A 20,684-nucleotide genomic window follows, 5' to 3' on the forward strand; every position below is an offset into this window, starting at 1 on the left:
CTAAGTTATGTGTGGGCTTCGTTTTGTCGGATAATCCAGGTGGTTGAGCGTATTGTATAGTCAGAATGATTGTGCTGATTAGGTGATGTAGTGAAAATGAGGGGGATAAAATAAAATGGCTAATTATGATAACAAAGATAGGTAAGTGGTTCAGTGGAGTACTATTTCTGGGGGTTGTGGCAGTTTCAATCTTCGCTGTCAACGCCATTTATTTTAAACCTTGGTCTATCAACATTTTTTTGAAAGGGCATTTTTTAAGATCTAAGGAGTCAGTCCAGAAAATCTCACTATGTACGGTATTCTTGAGAAATTTGGGTTAGATGAGCACAATGCACATCTCGATGATGTGTCTGATAAAGAGCAGCAACGTAAATTGCTGAAAGCATAAAAATGCGACCTGGGTGATTACAAGTCTCCCTGCTTCCCTGTAATACGTGCACTTATAAACAAAGGTAATTTTACCATTTCTGAGGTGGTAGCAAGCACAAATATATCTCAGCTGGCAGTAATTCAAGTTATGAAGAGTGTGATTAAGCAAAGATTGGTACGAGTGTCATTAGGTGAAGATGCGAGAGAGTGAAAAATTCGGTTGATTCGCAAAGGTAGCGCTTTATTACCTGGGTTTAAGGCCGTAATGGATGGCTACATTGGAAGCTGAGAAATCCCTTAATGCCGCGCTTTCGGTGTCCCTTCCTGAGTTGCTTGACAATGCAATTAGAGTATTGGAAAAGTGATCTTATCTGGCCCGGATGCAGCAAGGCATCTTGATGAAAGATGGGGATGATTGATCAATGTGAAAATAAAATTCACTCGCCAAGCATCTGCAATAATTATATAGGGTGACTTTTTGTGACACTTAAGGTGGTATTAAAGAATAAATTGTAGTTCTACCACTAAAGTTTCAAAATTTCTGAAGGTTAATCTGCCTGGGGGTGAGATTAACCTTGTTGCTATTTATAAGTTTTCCTTCAGTTGCACTTTTTTGGAATGTTCTTTATCAACGGAATGGTAGTTGAAAACTAGTACTGTATTTAAGAAATGTAATTTTCTGTAAGAATGAATTTGGCGACTTGGTTGTAAAAGTTGCTTATATTCTTGTGTGCCTCCAAATCTTGTGGTTTCTCTTTGTGAGTATTCAAGGTTTTGTGGTTTTGAAATTAAATATGTTTTCAGTGGGAGGTGTTTGGAGGGTATTTATTATTTTTCAGGTGTTTTTGAAAAGTTTGGATTGGATTCTGATGTTTGTCAGTGTTTTATCTAGATAAATTATAATAGCTTGGTTTGATAAATGTTTACTTATATTCGTAATTTATTTGTACTGCAGCTAGTTTTTGCTAGTGCAGTTGCATATGGAGATTACCTGGATGGTCCTAGTGTGGATACTGACGGGAACTTTTCTTTGGAGTATATGCCGGTAGATGCTTCATTTTCCTTGAGTCGAACATATTTAAAAGAGTATAAAAACGGTAACTATGTACGAACTCTCTCCCTGAATTCATGGGGAACGTCAAATAAATTTGTTTCGATATCTGGGCTTTCTGCTGGTACCTATCATTATGAATACTGGCATGAGTTTGAGGAGTGTATCCCAGACGACGATTTTAACCGGACTGCTTTGAGAGCTCCCGAGCTATGTAGGGGGGATACTATAGAGTATGAAACTGTCATCGCCACACATACTGTTAATGTGGTAACTCAGTTGCCAGTGCCTTCCAGTATTAGTTATACCTCTTTCGATAGTGATGGAACCTACCCGATTAGCTGGTCCTCAGTTACTCACGCAAGTAAGTATGAGCTTTACCGCAGCCTGAATGGTGGTTCTTGGAATAGAGTTTATAGCTCATCAGGGACTAGCTTCCCTGAAAGCAGCCGTTCCAATGGCAACTACCAGTATCGTGTACGCGCTTGTGTTTCTAACATATGTAGTGGTTACAAGACCGGCGGAACTATGAAGGTAGAGCATACTCCATCGGTTCCATCTTCCATCAGTGTACCCAGCTATACACCCTCTAGCAGTGCAAATCTAAGCTGGTCTGCCAGTAGCGGGGCCACTCGTTATGAATTACAGCAACGCAAGGATAATGGAAGCTGGTCGGGTAATGTTTATTCTGGTTCCGCTACCAGCAGAACTGTTTCTTCATTGAGTCATGGAAGCAACTACCGATATAGAGTGCGTGCTTGTAATACTACCTGCTCTGGTTATCGTGAAGGAGGGGATTTGATTGTCTCTTATCGCCCTGGAGTACCTACTCCTAGCCTATCAACGAAGAACAGCCCAGATGGTAAATACACACTTAGCTGGAATGCCATGCAATTTGCCGCTATCTATCAGGTTTTGGATGCTAACGGTTCATCTATTTATAGTGGCTCGGGCCTGAGTAAGAGTTTTACTGATATTAATAACGGTACATACAGCTATAAGGTACGCGCTTGTAACGAAAATAAATATGCCTGTTCCGATTATTCCTCACTGGTAACAGTTAAGGTCGATCGCGACGTAGGTGTGCCGGTATTGTCAATAGATTCAGCGGAGAGTTGGAAAGGAAAGCTTACCCTAAATTGGGGAAAAGTGGATAAAGGCGGCCTCGAAGTTAAATATGAGGTGTTGGATAATACTGGCAAGCAAATTTATCTTGGTACTGATCTAAAATTCACTATCACAAACTTGAGTAATGGACAGTACTGCTACAAGGTTCGAGCACTGACCTCTAGCGATCAGTCCAGTTATTCTCCGCAAGATTGTTCTACTGTTGCCATACTACAACCGCCAGTAGTACCAGACTATATCACTTTGCCTTCTTCTACTGGTGAGGGTTATACAGTGAACTGGCCATCGGTCGATAACGCCGATAGCTACCTCTTGCAGCAACGTATTAATGGTAACAGTGAGTCGGCTTGGCAAACTGTATACTCGGGCTCTGGTAATGTTTATGACTACAATGCCTCTCCATTCGTATACGGTACCCACGATTATCGTGTCCAAGCTGCTAACAAGGCAGGTTCATCCGACTTCAGTGACACTTTTACAGTTACTGTTGAAGTTGATCCAACGGTACAGATCCGTAAGCAACTCTATTACAATGAAGCCGATCAAGTACCGGCAGCTCAACATAATCCGGCTCAAGGTATTTTCTCCCGTGATAAAGCGGCCTTCCGCTACCTGGACCTGATGTATATCGTTGATACCGACACCAATACGGTCATCAACCCTTATGCCAGTGGTGAAGCCACGGTTGAATTTTCCAGCCTGTATGACACTGTTGAGCGTAACCTCGCCACTGATGTGGAAGCGTTTATTTTTGAGCAGCTGACCCATCATCCCAACAATGAAAACCTGCAGCGTTTCACGCTGGATGTTTACTACGATCGCGCGGTAGCGGAAATGATCCTGGCCAATGAAGCCCTGGATAATGCTCGTATCAGCCGCCTGCGTAACGAAGCGGTGGAGGTTGAAGTTGGTCATATAGAAACCGCACACCAGTTGTTGAAAGACGCCCTGGAGCAATACAACTCCCTGCTGACTTATGCACCGGAGTTTTTAGCGCAGTGGGGCCCCACCCGTGGCCAAATCAGCCCCCGTTACTACGACCCCAACGACCTGGCACAAAAAGATGTAACCCCGGCAGAATTACTGTTCACCGGTTACAAAGATGTCACCATGCTCTATCAGCTAATGAGCAAGTTGGTTTCTACTAAAGTGCAGCAAGCGCGTTTGGCCGTCGTAGCCGGACAGACCAATACCACCTTGTTGGCGCAAATGGTTGATGAGATGGACACGCTGCGCAGTGAGCTGATTGCCAAAGAGGCATCGTTGCGTGCGATCTTTCCGAATGTCGACTTTACCCAGGTTCAAGGTTTCTCCGGCCTGCCTGAAGCTGTATCCGAATGGAATACCCATATCAGCGATTTGGAAAACTCAGTGAGCTGGCTCACTGGAGAAACCAACATTCTGGGTCTGCCCCAGGATGCTGTGTTGCTGGTACAGGGCTACGGTATTGATGGCAACACCGTGTTTGACTCCTTCGATGCACTGAGTGACTTTCTGGGCAACGAAAGCAGTGGCCCTATTGCCACAGCGCAAAACAGTTTGGTAGCAGCAAAAACCAGCTATGAGAACTATCGCCACAGCGCCGATAAGCTCGCTACGGAATATACCGATCGTCACCAGCAACTGGGCAACTGGTTGTACAGCTTGCTGGGCCTGGAATTCCCGAGTAATTGTTTTAACCAAGACTGCATCATTATTGAAGAGTCTGCGCAGCAAGGTAGTGAAATTGCGCTACAGGCGAAAAACATCGAGCTCGCGGAAATTGCGCTGAGTAATAATTTGCAGCGTATGGAAAATCTGCTGGATACGATTCAAATCGAAATTGAGCGACGCGCGGAAGAAGAGGGTATCGTCGACGGCATGTCGAAGATCATCCTGGATTATGGCTCCAAGCAGGAATCCATTTCGAAGCAGATCACCAATATTCGTGAAGAAGCGGAGAAATCCAGAAAGCGGGGTGGCTTCCTGAAAGTGGTGGGTGGCGCGATCAAAGCGTATTTCACCGGGGATACAAGCACTATGAAGCAGGGTATTGGTCAGGTAGTTTCCAGCCATAAGAATCTCAAGAGTATTAAAGAGATTGGTAAACTGGAGGCGCTGAGCATTCGCCTGGGCGCAGAGGAGCGAGCGAAGCTGAATGACAGCACGAATAAACTGCTTGATGTGGAAAGCCGTGCACGTGTGCGCACCATGTGGCTGGAAGCGAATACCATCGCTCTGGATATTGCCCAGGCAGAAGCGACCGTAGAGCAGGAAGTTGAGCGCCTGATCGGTATGCTTAATCAGGCACAGCGGGTTATGAGCCAGATGTTCACCACCAACGCTAACCTGGCAGAGCGTTATTTTGCTGACCCGATTCACGCCAGTCGCCTGACTACAGAAATGCTGCGTGCGGAACGTCACTTTGAAGAAGCGCAGAAATGGTTGTTCTACACGGTTAGTGCACTAGAGTACAAGTGGCAGGAGCCTTTTGTTGGTCCCAGTAGTGGATATAGGAAAGAGGCTATTTATGGCTTGCGTAATGCTGAGGAGCTGAGGGATTTCCACAGTGAGATGTTGTCTTTCGATCAGTTGCGTGACCTGAATGGCACTCAGCAGGCAACGGATAAATTCTCGCTTAAGGACGATGTGTTCGGTTATGTGGATCTTATCAGTGGTATCACGCAAAGCTATCCACACCCTGATCCTGAGCAGCAGAATGGCTCTTTGTTAAGCTCTGAGAAAGCTTTTCAGGAAAAACTGCGTTTGTTATCGCGTTCTATCCGTGAAGACATTTGGGTAACTGTGGAATTTAGTACTGCGAAGGAGTTACCACGCAGTACTTTCTTCAAGGGGCCTGTAATTGCGGACGATGATGATCTGACTTGCTTGGCAGCCGGAGGTACATACCTGGATAAAATTGAGACTATTGGACTCAATATTCCAGTCAAGTATAGCCTTATTAATGAAACTGAAGTGCCAGCGTTCTTAACCTACGGAGGTACCAGCTTCCTACGTAGTAAAACGCCAGGTACTTTGGTGGACAACGAAGGTGATGTGGGCATTCAAGGTGAGTTAATTACCCATAGTCCTCGTTTCTGGGATACCGGGGAAGGTAGCAATTTAGCCTTCCGTGATAGCTATCGCGTATTTATGTCTGCAAATCTGGATACGTTTAACACCGGTTCTGGCTCCAATTCCACGATTACTAGCGTCTTCAAGGAGCGCAGTGTAGCCGCAACAGGTTGGCGCTTATCGATTCAATTGAAAGATCGGTTTGGTCAGCTTGTCGATATTGATGCAATTAAGGATATTGAGCTGATCTTCAATCATCGCTATAAGTCAAGAAATTTTGATACCTGTGGTGATGATGACGGCGGCCCGCTGTTATTACTGAAGCAGCCAGTAACTCACTAATTCTAACTTCAAAAAATAGAGAACTTAATTTGGCAATCCAGTGGCATTTATGCTGCTGGGTTGTTGCTCTATTTTGGGGGTTATTTCTTTTTCACCGAACCTCGCCGGTTTTATTCATAAAGAAAAAATTATTAAGTTCTTAAAGTGTTTTTTATAAAGCACTTCTCTCTAAAACAAGGATGCTTATGCTGCGCAAATTATTGCTCTCTTGCTGCTTGCTTGCATCATCTACGGCGGTTATCGCTGCGGATGAACATACCGCTCTGCAAGCGCCCGTTCTCAATCTGCCGACAGGCCCAGGAAGTATTTCTGGGCTCGGTGAAGCTTTTACCCCTAATTTAAATACCGGCACCAGTTCGCGCCTAGTGAACTTGGCTGTGCCCCCTGGGCGTAATGGACTGGCTCCGGATGTATCACTGGAATACAACAGCGGGTTTGGTAACGGGCTATTAGGACTGGGGCATAAACTGGTTATTCCCTATATCCAGCGTCAAACCGACAAGGGCCTGCCTAATTATTCAGAGTGGGGTCAGGCTGATCGGCAGGATAACGACCGCGATGGTCGCACCGATGAGTTTGATGAGTTTGATACGTTTATCAATCACCTGGGCGAAGAATTAGTTCTGGTGGAAGACGGTGTTTATCGCACCAAAAATGCCAGCGATTTTGCTCGCTACGAGCGTCTGTCGAAGGGTTGGCTGGTGACTCAATCCAACGGCCTGCGTTGGTATTTGGGTCAAGACTCTAATAGCAGAGTCAGTGGCAACAACAGCACATCGGTATTCTCCTGGTATCTAGAGGCGGTAGAAGATACCCATGGCAATCGTATCGACTATCAATATCGCAAGTTGGATGATGGCGTTCAGATTTATCTGGACAGGATTCAATATAATACGAATGGCGATATGGCGGTGCAGTTTCACTATGAAGACCGCCCTGACGTCCTAACAAATTATAAAGCGGGTTTTGAGATTAAAACCGCTTATCGCTTGCAGCGCGTGGAAACACAATTTGCCGGGCGCCATTTACGTAAATACGAATTTTCCTATCAGCCGCTAACGGAATGGCAAAGCCTCTCTTTGTTACAGGAAGTCCATTCCAGTGCAGGCGAGGGTGAATCTACGGTAACCCTGCCACCAGTGCGCTATGGCTATACCCACTACCAGCAGGATCAGGTGTTTATGTCACCGATGCCGGCTGCGAGTCAGGTACCACTGAATAACCCCGACGTTGCCTTCTTGGATATTAACCGCGATGGACTGCCGGATATTATTAACACCGCACCGAATAAAGACAGCTACTGGCTCAACCTAGGTCCAGGGGACGATGGCCTGCCGCAATGGCAGAACTATCGCGAAATGAGTACTTTTTCCTATAGCCGAATTTCTAATCCCGCCGTTACCTGGGCTGATATCGATGGTGACGGGCTGGTTAATATGCTGCAGTACAATTCCGGCAGTATTGATTACTTCCACTTGGATGAAACGCATAATTGGCAGTATAGCGGGGCACTCAATCGCCTGTATATTCCCCTGGACAGTCCAAACGTTGAAATGGTGGATATCAATAACGATAAGCGCATTGACGTTTTTACAACCTCTGCTAGCACTAATGGGAAGGTTACATCTCATATAGTGCAGTTGAACCACCCCGATGGCTGGTCGCAGCCCATCGAATTACCGATACCTGCAGATAGCCAGAGAGTGCGTTTGGGTGATCCCAATGTCTTTCTCCGGGATATGAACGGAGATGGTCTGCCTGATCTGGTTTGGGTCAGCAATGGCTACGCGGCTTACTATGCTAACCGTGGCCTGCAGGGTTTTGCTCCCGCAGTAGTGTTTGCCAATAGTCCCGATACGTTACACAACCTCAAGAATGTTCGTGTTACTGATATCAATGCCGACGGCCGTGCGGATCTAATTTACCTCAATGGCACTCAGGTATCGCTATGGCTGAACCAGGGCCTGGATACCAAGCAACATCAGCTGGCAAAGTTTAGTCAGCCACAATTAATTCAAGCCCAGGGAAATGTATCCGCCGAAGAAGTGCGCCTAGTCGATATTAATGGTAACGGCTCTACGGATATTGTTTGGTACAGCCCCGGTCGCGGTGCTAATACTTTTTATTTCGCAGAGCTATTCCCCAATGAGCAACCGAATCAGCTAAAAACGATCGACAATGGCCTGGGTGCATTGACGACCCTGGAGTACGGCTCTGTTGTCGAGGAGATGGTGAGAGACCGCGAGGGTAACAGCCCCTGGTCGCAGGGTATCCCTGTGGCAATGCAGGTACTTAAGCGCGTTGTTGTGGATGATGGTCGCGGTGGTGAACAGCAAACCACCGAGATGGATTACTGGGACGGCTTTTACGATGCTGCCGATAAAGAATTCCAGGGCTTTGCACACAGTGAAGAGCGCCGCGTGGGTGATGCCAGTACCCCGACACTGGCAACCCGCTACGAATTCCACCTGGGCCAAAAAGCCGATGGCACCGAACAGGAAGCCCTACAGGGCAAGATCAAACAAATAGAAACCCGCGATGCCTTCGGCGGAATTTTTTGGCGCGAGGAAAATCAGTGGGAGTTGCGCCAACTGCTGTCTGGTTATGCCGAGGAAAGCCGCAAAGTCGAGTTTGCGGCTATGACCGAACGCCAGCAGCATATGCTGGAGCGGGGCAGCGGTACCCCAGTGACCCTTGCCTGGGAGTATGACTACGATAATTACGGCAATACCACTTATATCAAAGAGCTGGGCCGTACCGATGGCAACTGGCAGGACGAGCGTATTACCCAATTGCGCTTCAGTGCGGAATCCGCCTCTGCACAGGGCCACTGGTTCCTGCACCTACCACTAGAGCGCAAGGTTACCGACCTATCGGGCCGCGCTGTGGCCAAAGAGCAGTGGTTCTACGATGATGAAAGTTTCTCCGCAGGTAATTTAGGCGCGGTCTCCAAGGGCAACCTGACCCTGCGTCGACTCTGGCACGATGCTGAGAGTGCAGATGCCTATGTTGCCGCAGAGCGCCACCGCTACGATGCCTTCGGCAACCGCATTCAAAGTTATGACCCCTTGTGGGACGCCAACACAGGCCACCAAACCAAAGTCACTTACGACTCGCAATATCACACCTTCCCAACAGAAGTGGGTTTGCATACCGGCAGCCGCTGGCTCACCGCTCGTGCGGGTTATGACAAGGGCCTCGGTGTACTTACCGACTACACCGACTTTAACGGGCAGCAGACCCAATATGGTTACGACAGCCATGGACGCCTCACCGCCATGGCCAAGCCAGGGGACAGCCTGCAACTCCCCACGGTTGAGTACGATTACCAACTGGCGCAGATGGTGGATGGTCACCGTATCAGCTGGGTAGAGACTCGCCAGCGCGAGCGGAGTGGTGCTAGCGGTACCATCGACAGCCGCCGTTTTTACGACGGTCTGGGCCGCACCCTGATGGTGCGCAGTGAAGCCGAGCAACCGGGACAGGTTGTGGTCAGCGATCACAGTAACTTTAATGCGCGCGGCCAGGTAGTGCAGACCGCACTGCCTTACTTTGCCCAGGGGCTCGCCTATCGCGCTAATGATAAAGGCCAGCACCACCGACAATATCTTTACGACGCCCAAGGGCGTACCCAGGAGGTTTATCAGCCCTATACCGCGCAAAGTGGGGAAAGTGTCTTCAATCGCATCACCTATTTGCCCATGGCACAGATGCTGGAAGATGAAGAGCAAACTCGTGCGAACAGTGTTCACCATGGCGCCGCCAAAAAACTGGTGTTTGATGGCCTGCAAACGGCGCAGGGTGAATACCGCCTGAGGCAAGTGGATGAAATTGTTGGAGCCAATACCCAGGGCGGCATCGGTGGTGCCACCTGGTCCACCTATTACGACTACGACCTCAATGGTAATTTTACCCGCCTGCAGGATGCACAAAATAATGTGCGCACCATGCACTACGACGACCTGGGGCGCATGCGCTTCTTGGACGACCCCAACCGCGGACAGCGCTGGCAGTACTTTGACGATGCCGGCAACCTGCTGGCCACCCGCGATGCCCTGGGGCAGGAGCGGCACTATCGCTACGACGGCGCCAACCGTCTCTTTGCCGAGTATCAATTATCGCCGCGAGGAGAAGCTCCCAGCGGCGCAAATTGGCAACCGGGCTTGCAGCTGGGCTCCACCTCACCGGTAGTCAGCTACCAGTACGACCAGCGCGGCGAAGAGGGCGGTGCCTTCCTGCTTGGGCGCCTGGCCAAAGTGACCGACCAAGCTGGCTTCGAGCAATGGGGATATGATGCACGCGGCCGAGTGGTACAGCGCCAGCGCAAGATTACCGGCCCACAAATTGACAGCCCCCTCTACACCACGCGCTTCGCCTATGACAGTGCCGGGCGTATGACACAGCAGTTCTACCCCGACAATAGCCGGGTGAACTTCGAATACAACACCCGCGGCCTGCTCGAGCGCATCCCGGGAGTGGTGGAACGCCTGGACTATACCGCCAATGGGGTTTTGCAGCACCAAGGGCTGGCCAATGGTGTTGAAACTGATTGGGGCTTTGACGAGCGCCAGCGACTGGCTGGCTTGCGCACCCAGCGCAGCGGGGACGCCCTGCCACTGCAACAGTGGGATTACCGTTTTGATGCCGTCTCCAATGTACTCGGTATCGACGACAAACGCCCCAGCGACGCTCTCGCCGCAATGGCTGCCGAACTCGGCGCAACCAGTGCCCAGGCAGCCTCCCTGGCAAAAAATATTGTCTACAGCTACGACGATGTCTATCGCCTGACCGGCGTTGCCGACGATATCGAGCAGGTTTATTACAGCTACGACAAAATCGGCAACCTGCTGCAAGTGGGTCGCGCGAGTGTCGACCTGGCAGATATGGCTACCGCTGGAAATACCCAGATCACAGATCTGCGTTATGGCGGCAGCAATGACAATGGCAACACTGGCGCCTCCAACCGCAGCAGCCGTGGCAGCCTGCCTGGACCCCAAGCGTTGAGCTGGGCTGAAGGCCTGATTGAATACGATGACAACGGTAATCGTACGCAAGCCGGCGACCAGACCTACCACTGGGACCACGACCAGCGCCTGACTTACGCCGGTAATCAGCAAGCCGCTGACCAGTACGGTTATGACTTTAAACACCAACGCCGCTTTAAAATCACCGAACGTACAGGCGAAGCTCGCAGCGTCACTCTGTATATCGACGGAGATAGTGAAGTACGTGATGGCAAATTACTGAAGTACATCAGTGTTGGTCAGAAACGTATTGCCCGCAGTGACCAGAGTGGAGAAGTGTTCACGCCGACTGAGTATTACCTGCACACGCACGTAGGTTCTACCGACCTGACTCTGGATAAGGCTGGCAAGATCATTAATGCCTTTACCTATAAGTCTTACGGCGAGCTGGAAAATATCTTCGGTGATAGTACCGCAGCACCTTACCGCTATGCGGGTAAAGAGCTGGATGAATCTACGGGGTTAGGTTACTTCGAGCGTCGCTACCTGCAGTCTGACTTTGGTACCTTTATCAGCCCGGATCCGGTGCTAAACCACTCGGGACGTTTTGCGGATCCGCAGCGTTGGACGCCTTATCGCTATGCGCGGAATAATCCGATAAATTATGTGGATCCCAATGGTGAAACGGCTATTAAGCAAAGCGGCCAGGGTAATGTTTCTCCCGCACAAACTAGTGGTGCAACGTTGGCCATTCACTCTAGAGGTAATAGCCTTATAGATGGCCATGCCTGGGTCGTATATACCGATGCATCTGGTAACACAACTACCTATGGGACTTGGGGAAACAATCCCCGTGAGCTAGGAAACGGGCTGCACAAGAATTTAGAGATTGGGCAAAAAAGTGAGGCCTCACGAGTTTTAGCGTTAACCGTAGAGGGAGAGCAAGCTTTTCTTGAGACCGTTTCTGAATACGAAGCAATGGGAGAAGATGCATGGGAATTAGGTGCTCCTTGTTCGTCCTTTGCGCGTGATGCGTGGGATTCTGGCACTGGTGAAAACTTAAACTCGAATTATGGACCTGTAAGTAACCCCATGACATTGAAAGAATCAATTATCAAGGCCAATGGAGGGCAAAATCATGCCGTTGGAACGGGGCCGGATGGTACTTCAAGTGCATCATTTGGATCATTTGGCCGATCTTCAGGATCAAGTAGCATTACCCCTCTACAAAGCCTAATACCGGAACCGGACTGATTGTAATGAAGTTTAGAATATTTTTGCTGACCCTGTTATCGTCTTTCTATGTGGCATGTAGCTTTGGTGAGCCGATGATTTTAGAGAAAAAGGATACCCAATTTTTTACTGTTAAAGTAATTGATGTTGAGCATGATACTGTAAGTTTACTGGTTTCAGGCCTGTCTTTTCATAGTGCGTTATCGGTTTCAAAAATAAGCACTGAAGTTGAGGGGGGTAATTTATCAGTCAAGGTTCATTTGCAGCCAGGATTGAAAGGAGGGAGTGGCTCCTTTGAGCAGGAAGTTATTGTTCCTCCATCGGTATCAAATGTTGTATTCGGAAATGATAAAGTTAAAGTTTGGAGTAGAAATTGATCTAAAATAATTATTTTTGAGCCTCGATTATTTTTTCGGGGCTTTTTTATCTGACTAATATTTTATTGTTTGTTCAAATTTATAGCTTTGCTTTATTTCTCGGGTGGGCGAGGGTGTTTTTTGAAGGCGGTTTGTATGTTCCTGAGGAAAAATTTATTACTTGATTTATCCTGGTTGACACTCTTGCTAACTTGCAGGGTTCTGTAAACAAATACAGTTGTCTGTTTGGCCTAGAAGGAAATGCACCATGGCTTGAAACAAGGTGCAGTTTCAGAAGAGCATTGGTTTGACCCAATTCTTTAAAAAATATGGAAGTGAAGAGCAGTGCAACCCGGTGTGGACGTCATGCGCTGGTCACCCCTCGTACAATCTTTGACTCTATAAAGTTAACCCTTATTACTTGGGGCCTCGGGATTTTTCTCATCACTCAGGATAAAAAGGCATTTCTTGTATGGAGTTGTCATGTCATTTGGGTATCTCTTACAACGCAGCTTGGCGTATGAAGCAGGAACTCATGCGAGTAATGATGGAATGAGACCACCAATATAAACTGTCTGGTATTCGTTGAATTGAGTGTTGCCTAGCAGGGTGGAGAGTGTACTGGATACAAACTTGGCCATGAAGGCAAGGGTAAGCCACTTTATGGCTGCCATCGGAAACAACCAAGGAAGGACGCCCACCCGTATCAAGCTTTACAGAGAACTTATACTTGAGGTGTAGGAGTAACTGTAAGGCCGACTAGCTTTGAGTTCCCCCTAAATCAATAAAGACTGACAAAGTTTACTACAAAGAGTAACTAGAAAGCTTTCTGAGGAGTACAGGGAGGATCGGTTCTGATGTAAGTATTGGTAAACTCCTCCTTCAGCAGATAGTAGATTTTGTCATTTTTGGAGGGTGATCTATTTTTGAATGAGTAAACCGCCTATTGTAGTAAATCAAGGTGGTTCCTAGTGAAAAATTATTACGAGTTTTTAATAAACTAAATAGATCCTCTTAATAAAAGCTTGGCCTACTTAAATTGCAATATATTGAAGACTGTTAAGTATTTCAGCTACTTCTAGTAGGTGGTAGGCTATACATAAAGAACGGGCATTATGCCCGCTTCAATATATCATTTCTTGTGAGTGACTTTTTTGTAGTAATTCCATTTCTACAGTCTGTTGGGGAAGATTTCGCAAGCACGAAATCTCGCTATTAGTATCTATAAATCTTCCTTTTTGTATTTCATTACTCTCAGTTCAGCAAATAAGAAACATTCTCAAAGTCACCAGATGGCGTGATTGGAGTCAGTTAATTCTATGACTCACAGCGGCTTACCACCACAATGCACCGCCGGTCTGATATTCGATAATGCGGGTTTCAAAAAAGTTTTTCTCTTTGCGCAGATCCATAATCTCAGAAATCCACTGGAACGGGTTTAACACGTTAGGGAATTGTTCTTTGGGGCCTTGCTGGCTGGGTGACGGTTAGCGATACACTGGAAGAAGCTACTAGGTGAGAGCGAGAGTCGGGCCTCGCTCTGCAAAAAAGTTAATGAGTTATTTGTTGCGGGGACTTGGCAGGTTCCACTTGAAATAGACTCCGAGGGGGCAAGGTGTATTGCAATAAATGTTAAGTCAGGGGGTGGAGAGGTAAGAAAAGCCTTTTTATGCTTTTGTTTTAAACTATTCAGGATTTAGATAAAAAAAACGGGCTGAAAGCCCGTTTTCAATACTTCTCTTCCTGTGAGCGACTACTTTTTCCTTTTGTAGTAATTCACTGGCCGGAAGCCTCTTTTACCACTGCAGCGCGCCGCCGGTTTGATATTCAATAACGCGGGTTTCAAAGAAGTTTTTCTCTTTGCGCAGGTCCATAATCTCAGACATCCACGGGAATGGGTTCTGTGCGCCAGGGAATTGCTCTTTCAGGCCCAGCTGGCTGAGGCGGCGGTTGGCGATAAACTGGAGGTATTCCTCCATCATATTTGCATTCATGCCGAGTACGCCGCGGGGCATGGTGTCGCGGGCGTAGGCCACTTCGAGTTCCATACCTTCGAGAATCATCTGGGTCACTTCCTGCTGGAATTCCGCCGTCCACAGGTGTGGGTTTTCCAGCTTGATCTGGTTGATCACGTCGATGCCGAAGTTCAGGTGCATAGACTCGTCGCGCAGGATGTACTGGAACTGCTCGGCAACACCGGTCATTTTGTTGCGGCGGCCCATAGACAGAATCTGGCTGAAGCCACAGTAGAAGAAGATACCTTCAGTGACGGCGTAGAAGGCGATCAGGTTGCGCAGCAGCTCCTGGTCGGATTCTACGGTGCCGGTTTTGAAGTTGGGATCACCGATCGCCTGGGTGTGGGATAGGCTCCAGGCGGCCTTCTTGGCAACGGCGGGCACTTCGCGGTACATATTGAAGACTTCGCCTTCATCCATGCCCAGGGATTCTACACAGTACTGGTAGGCGTGGGTGTGGATCGCTTCTTCGAAAGACTGGCGTAGCAGGTACTGGCGGCACTCCGGGTTGGTGATATGGCGGTAGATAGCCAGTACCAGGTTGTTGGCAACCAGGGAGTCTGCAGTGGAGAAATAGCCCAGGGAGTATTCCACGATGCGACGCTCGTCCTCGGTCAGACCGTTGGGGTCTTTCCACATGGACACGTCTTTGTTCATGTTGATTTCCTGGGGCATCCAGTGGTTGGCGCAGCCATCCAGGTATTTTTGCCAGGCCCAGTCGTATTTAAAGGGGACCAGCTGGTTGAGGTCTGCGCGGCAGTTGATAATACGCTTTTCATCCACCTGGATGCGGGCTGCACCCATTTCCAGTTCTTCCAGGCCGGGCGCTGGGTCCAGGCTGGCAACGGCTGCACGTGCAGCCTCAACAGTGGCGGAGCCATTTTTTGTGGTGGAGCTCGCTGGAGTTTCCGCAGAGTAAGAAGCGCTGGGCTCTTGTACGGATTTCGCCTGGGGCTCCGCTGCGGTCTGCGCCTTAACGGCTTTTTCGGGTTGTTGGGGCTTTGTCTCGAAATCGTCCCAGCTCAGCATAGTCGGCCCTTTTAATCGGTCTCGTTATCGGAAATTCGATATTAATTTCTGTGTTCTTCCTGGCGCTACATTCGCAGAGCGAGGCCAGGGGTGCTATTCCGGAATTTTCCGGCAGTGGTCAATCGCTGCAGGTATTTTTACCCCAGCGGGGCACAAAGTTTCTGTGCCAGATCAATTATCACTTTGCTTTTAGCCAAAATTTATTTTTGGGTTTTCACCGCATGGCTGTGAGGTTTGTGGCAAAGTTTTTTTCGTGGTTTTCATACGCCGCACAGTTTGTGCGGGTTACTGAAAACGCAGTTGGGAAAAAACGCAGACGATCCCCGACCCGAAAATTCTTCCCGGTGTTTGCAGCCGGGTGGGCCGGGGTCGTTGCGCATGGTCATGCCCGCACTTGCGGTTACGACGCTCTCCCCCGAGAGTGAGTACAGGCCCCAGGAGGGGCCAAATTTTTACTGACAGGCTTCGCAGTCTGGATCGTCCAGAGAGCAAGCCTGCGGCACTGCAGCCGGTGCGGGTGCAGCCTGTTCTACAGGCGCTGCTGCGGCGGCACCATTGCTGCTGCCGTGTGCGCTTACCGCGTTCAGGGTGCCGCTGTTTACCGTAGATTTCTCTGTGGTAGTGGCAGCCAGGGCACGCAGGTAGTAAGTGGTCTTCAGGCCGCGGAACCAAGCCATGCGATAGGTCAGGTCCAGCTTCTTGCCATCAGCGCCGGCAATATACAGGTTCAGGGATTGGGCCTGGTCGATCCACTTCTGGCGACGGCTGGCGGCGTCCACAATCCAACGCGGTTCCACTTCAAACGCGGTGCGGTATTTCGCTTTCAGGTCTTCCGGTACGCGATCGATTTTCTGTACGGAACCCTCGTAGTATTTCAGGTCGTTAACCATGACTTGGTCCCACAGGCCGCGATCTTTCAGATCGTGTACCAGGTAGGGGTTTACTACGGTGAATTCGCCGGACAGGTTCGATTTCACATACAGGTTTTGATAAGTCGGTTCGATCGACTGGGAAACCCCGGTGATATTGGCAATGGTCGCGGTAGGGGCGATCGCCATCACGTTGGAGTTACGCATACCCTGGGCTTTTACTTTTTCGCGCAGGCCGTTCCAGTCCAGAGTGGAGCTGGTGTCCTGATCGATAAATTGCTGGCCGCGCTGCTCAGCCAGGATCTGGATGGAATCCAGTGGCAGAACACCCTTGCTCCACAGGGAGCCTTCGTAGGTCTGGTACTTGCCGCGCTCGGCAGCCAGGTCGCTGGAAGCGGAGATGGCTTCGAAGCTGATCGCTTCCATGGTGTTATCGGCGAAGGCTACGGCTTCATCGCTGGCGTAGGCGATGCCGGCTTTGTACAGCGCGTCCTGGAAGCCCATCAGGCCCATGCCCACAGGGCGGTGACGCATGTTGGACTGACGTGCACTTTCAACCGCGTAGTAGTTAATGTCGATAACGTTATCGAGCATACGTACCGCGGTTTTTACGGTATTGGCCAGCTTGGTGCGGTCGAGTTCACCGTTTTCACCAATGTGTTGCGCCAGGTTGACAGAGCCCAGGTTACATACGGCGATTTCGTCGTCGGCCTTGGTGTTGAGCGTGATCTCGGTGCACAGGTTGGAGCTGTGTACCACACCGGCGTGCTGTTGCGGGCTGCGCAGGTTGCAGCTGTCTTTAAAGGTGATCCAGGGGTGGCCGGTTTCGAACAGCATGCCCAGCATCTTGCGCCATAGGTCGAGCGCGCGGATTTTCTTGAACAGACGCAGCTTGCCTTCGGCAGCCAGTTGCTCGTAGTGGTTGTAGCGCTCTTCAAAGGCGGTGCCGAACAGGTCGTGCAGGTCTGGGCAATCGGCCGGGGAGAAGAGGGTCCACTCTTTGTCTTCGAACACGCGCTTCATAAACAGGTCGGGGACCCAGTTGGCGGTGTTCATATCGTGGGTACGGCGGCGGTCGTCACCGGTGTTTTTGCGCAGCTCGAGGAATTCCTCGATATCCAGGTGCCAGGTTTCCAGGTAGGCACACACAGCGCCCTTGCGCTTACCGCCCTGGTTGACGGCTACTGCGGTGTCATTGGCCACTTTTAGGAAGGGCACAACACCTTGTGACTTGCCGTTGGTGCCTTTGATATAGGAACCCAGGGAGCGCACCGGCGTCCAGTCGTTGCCGAGGCCGCCGGCCCACTTGGACAACATGGCGTTGTCGCGGATAGCACCGTAAATACCGTGCAGGTCGTCCGGTACTGTAGTCAGGTAGCAGGAGGACAGCTGCGGGCGCAGGGTGCCGGCGTTGAACAGGGTCGGGGTGGAGCTCATGTAGTCGAAAGAGCTCAACAGGTTGTAGAACTCTACCGCGCGCTCGTTCTTGTTTTCTTCGTTAATGCTGAGGCCCATGGCGACGCGCATAAAGAAAATCTGCGGCAGCTCGAAACGAATATCGTCACTGTGCAGGAAGTAGCGGTCGTACAGGGTCTGCAGGCCCAGGTAGGTAAACTGGTGATCGCGCTCGCCTTTTAAAGCTCCGCCGAGTTTTTCCAGGTCGAAGGTGGCCAGGGCGGGGTCCAGCAGGTCCAGCTCGATACCCTTCTTCACGTAAGCGGGCAGAGTGGAAGCGTAGAGTTTTTCCATCTCATGCTGGGTGGCGCGCTCGGCGATATCGAGGAAGCGCAGGGCTTCGGAGCGCAGCTTGTCCAGCAGCAGGCTGGCTGTGGCGTAAGTGTAATTTGGCTCTTTTTCAACCAGAGTACGCGCAGTAATTACCAGGGCGGTATTGATATCGTTTTCGGAGACGCCGTCGTAAAGGTTCTTCAGGGCCTCGCTGAGGATGGCCTCGGCTTTGACGTCTTTCAGACCTTCACAGGCTTCGCTGACAACAGTGCGCAGGCGCTCCATATCCAGGGGAACGAGGCTGTCGTCGTCGAGTTTAACGCGGATGCTGGGGTGCGCATCGACAGCCTGTTCGGTTTGACTGGCACTTTTTTCTTTTTCTGCACGCAGGCGTGCGTGCTCTTCGCGGTAGAGTACGTAGTCGCGGGCAACCTTGTGTTCACCGGCGCGCATCAGGGCCAGTTCCACCTGGTCCTGAATTTCCTCGATATGGATAGTGCCACCAGAGGGCATGCGACGCTTGAAGGTGGCGCTGATCTGACCAACCAGCTCCTCGACTTGCTCGTGTACACGGCTGGACGCAGCGGCGGTGCCGCCTTCAACAGCGAGAAAGGCCTTGGTAACGGCAACGGAAATTTTGCCATCGTCGTAGGGGACAACGGTACCATTGCGCTTGATGACGCGGATCTGGCCCGGTGCGGTGGCGGCCAGAGTGGTGCCGTCAGTAGCCTGGTCGCTGGTTGTGCCTGATTTTGCCGCAGGCACGGTTTGAGAGCGCCCTGTCTCTGTGTGCATGTAAATCTCCGAAAGGTTTGTATTGTTGTCTGTCCGCGTGTGTTCACCAGAACAGCGCCACTGGACTGCGTGGCATGTGCGGAGCGAGTCCATCGCTTGGCCAGTGATTCCTCCCACACCGTGAAGGCACTGGAAACAGGCGGCTCGGTGGCCGGCATTCAATTAAGCTTTGCCGGCTGCTGCCTGTGGCGGATCATTCCTTTCCGCCCGCTTACCTCTGATTCTGCTTTGAAAAAAGCAGCGTCTGGCACCGGCCGCCAAAAAGTGTGGCGGAGTGCCGGGATTCGCCCCTAGATTTGGGGATGCTCAAGGTCCCTTACCCCAATATATAGGGGGTATGCCTCGAGCGCGCTACAAGATAATGCGGTAGGCGGGTCAGTTCAAGCCGAATAACTTTGTGGTTGTTTGTGGATAAATTGTGGGTAGGCGTGTTGAGTCAGTAGCCACTTCTGCGGCAGGTCCCGCCACAGCTGGGCTGCATGGCATTTATCAGTGAAGGGAGAAGGGTAATACAAGCTCTTACAATTTTTTTTAATAGCCGGGGCGTTCTAAATTAACAACGGCAATAACCATTTGCGAATGTGCGCAATTTGAGCAAGTTGGTACTAAGATGATCAGTTTTGTGGCGTGATTTTTTTGTTGCAACATGCCTGGTTATTATTTGTTCATCCGTATTGTTTCGTCTGAACCTGTATTTTGATGCCACGAAAAAAGTGCGTGGTCGTTTTTTATACGGATGTCAGTTGGTGGAGGGGTGGTAGGGCGGAGGATGGGCCAGTCGACAGGTTGTAAATAACGCCATCGACCGACGCATAAAAAACCTTACTGGCTGTGCTCCTGTAAAAACTCCATGAGTGCTTTCTGTGCATGTAGGCGATTTTCCGCCTCGTCCCACACCTTGGAAATACGCTCGTCCTCCAGTAATTCGGCGCTGACTTCCTCACCGCGGTGCGCTGGCAGACAATGCATGAAAATTGCGTCTTCGTTGGCGTGGCTCATCAGCTCGTGATTCACTTGATAGCGGTCGAAGGCTTCTCTGCGGGCTTGTTGTTCTGTCTCCTGGCCCATGGAAGCCCATACATCGGTACTGACCCAGTCGGCATCGCGCACGGCCTCCACAGGGTTATGCACAACTTTTACCCGATCGCCGGCGGCAGCGACAATATCGGCATCTGGAGCATATCCTTGGGGGCAAGAGATACGTAGTTCAAAGTCGCAAAGCCGCGCCGCATTGATATAGGAGTGGCACATATTGTTGCCGTCGCCCACCCAGGCCACCACTTTGCCCGCGGGGCTGCCGCGGTGTTCGACGAAAGTCTGGATATCGGCGAGTAACTGGCAGGGGTGGTAACTGTCAGATAAAGCATTGATTACGGGCACCCGTGAGTGGGCTGCGAAGCGCTCCACATTTTGATGGCCGAAGGTGCGGATCATTACTATGTCGACCATGCGTGAGATCACCCGAGCGCTGTCTTCGATAGGCTCGCCGCGCCCTAGTTGGGTGTCGCGCGGTGACAGAAACAGGGCGCTGCCACCCATCTGCGCCATGCCTGCTTCAAAAGAGACGCGGGTGCGAGTGGAAGACTTTTCAAAAATCATTCCCAGCACTTTGCCGCGAAAGAGGTCGGTAGTAATGCCCTGGTTGCGCAGGGTTTTTAATTCGATAGCGCGTTCGATAATTTGTTTTAGCTCCTCTGCGGAGAGATCCATTAAGGTGAGGAAATGCCTGGTCGCCATAAATTGTTCTCCTT

General features: G+C 50.2%; 7 protein-coding genes and 1 pseudogene. 4 read left to right on the forward strand and 4 right to left on the reverse strand.

Features of this window, described 5'->3' with window-relative positions:
- Positions 1–1,288 precede the first annotated feature (1,288 nt).
- From ACJJI0_RS21265 to ACJJI0_RS21275, 3 genes are all read left to right on the forward strand, one after another.
- Entirely contained in the window at positions 1,289–5,944 is a 4,656-nt protein-coding gene (locus ACJJI0_RS21265) for a fibronectin type III domain-containing protein (RefSeq protein WP_444884100.1), read from the forward strand.
- A gap of 185 nt (positions 5,945–6,129) precedes the next feature.
- Positions 6,130–12,162, forward strand: a complete 6,033-nt coding sequence (locus ACJJI0_RS21270; protein WP_444884101.1) for a toxin TcdB middle/N-terminal domain-containing protein — start codon at positions 6,130–6,132, stop codon at positions 12,160–12,162.
- A 5-nt stretch (positions 12,163–12,167) separates the two neighbouring features.
- Complete coding sequence (locus ACJJI0_RS21275; protein WP_444884102.1) at positions 12,168–12,518, forward strand: hypothetical protein; 351 nt, start codon at positions 12,168–12,170, stop codon at positions 12,516–12,518.
- A gap of 1,313 nt (positions 12,519–13,831) precedes the next feature.
- Here the strand turns inward: ACJJI0_RS21275 and ACJJI0_RS21280 are convergent.
- The 3 genes and pseudogenes from ACJJI0_RS21280 to ACJJI0_RS21290 all read right to left on the reverse strand — a co-directional run.
- Positions 13,832–13,975, reverse strand: a pseudogene (locus tag ACJJI0_RS21280) (ribonucleotide-diphosphate reductase subunit beta); the annotation flags it as partial.
- Positions 13,976–14,293: 318 nt separating this feature from the next.
- Positions 14,294–15,541 carry a ribonucleotide-diphosphate reductase subunit beta gene (locus ACJJI0_RS21285; RefSeq protein WP_444884103.1) on the reverse strand — a complete coding sequence of 416 codons (1,248 nt, stop codon included), beginning with the start codon at positions 15,539–15,541 and terminating at the stop codon, positions 14,294–14,296.
- A gap of 452 nt (positions 15,542–15,993) precedes the next feature.
- Positions 15,994–18,933, reverse strand: coding sequence for a ribonucleoside-diphosphate reductase subunit alpha (locus ACJJI0_RS21290; RefSeq protein ID WP_444884104.1), 2,940 nt, complete (start codon positions 18,931–18,933; stop codon positions 15,994–15,996).
- 39 nt (positions 18,934–18,972) lie between these two features.
- Between ACJJI0_RS21290 and ACJJI0_RS21295 the strand changes: the two genes are divergently transcribed.
- Positions 18,973–19,227, forward strand: coding sequence for a hypothetical protein (locus tag ACJJI0_RS21295; protein ID WP_444884105.1), 255 nt, complete (start codon positions 18,973–18,975; stop codon positions 19,225–19,227).
- Between the two features lie 528 nt (positions 19,228–19,755).
- On the opposite strand, the gene argF is transcribed toward ACJJI0_RS21295, so the two are convergent.
- The gene (gene argF, locus ACJJI0_RS21300; RefSeq protein ID WP_444884106.1) at positions 19,756–20,670 is read right to left on the reverse strand and encodes an ornithine carbamoyltransferase; all 915 of its coding nucleotides are present in this window, start codon (positions 20,668–20,670) and stop codon (positions 19,756–19,758) included.
- Between the last annotated feature and the right edge of the window lie 14 nt (positions 20,671–20,684).

The sequence above is a fragment of the Microbulbifer mixtoriginis (SeqCode) genome, assembly GCF_052466695.1.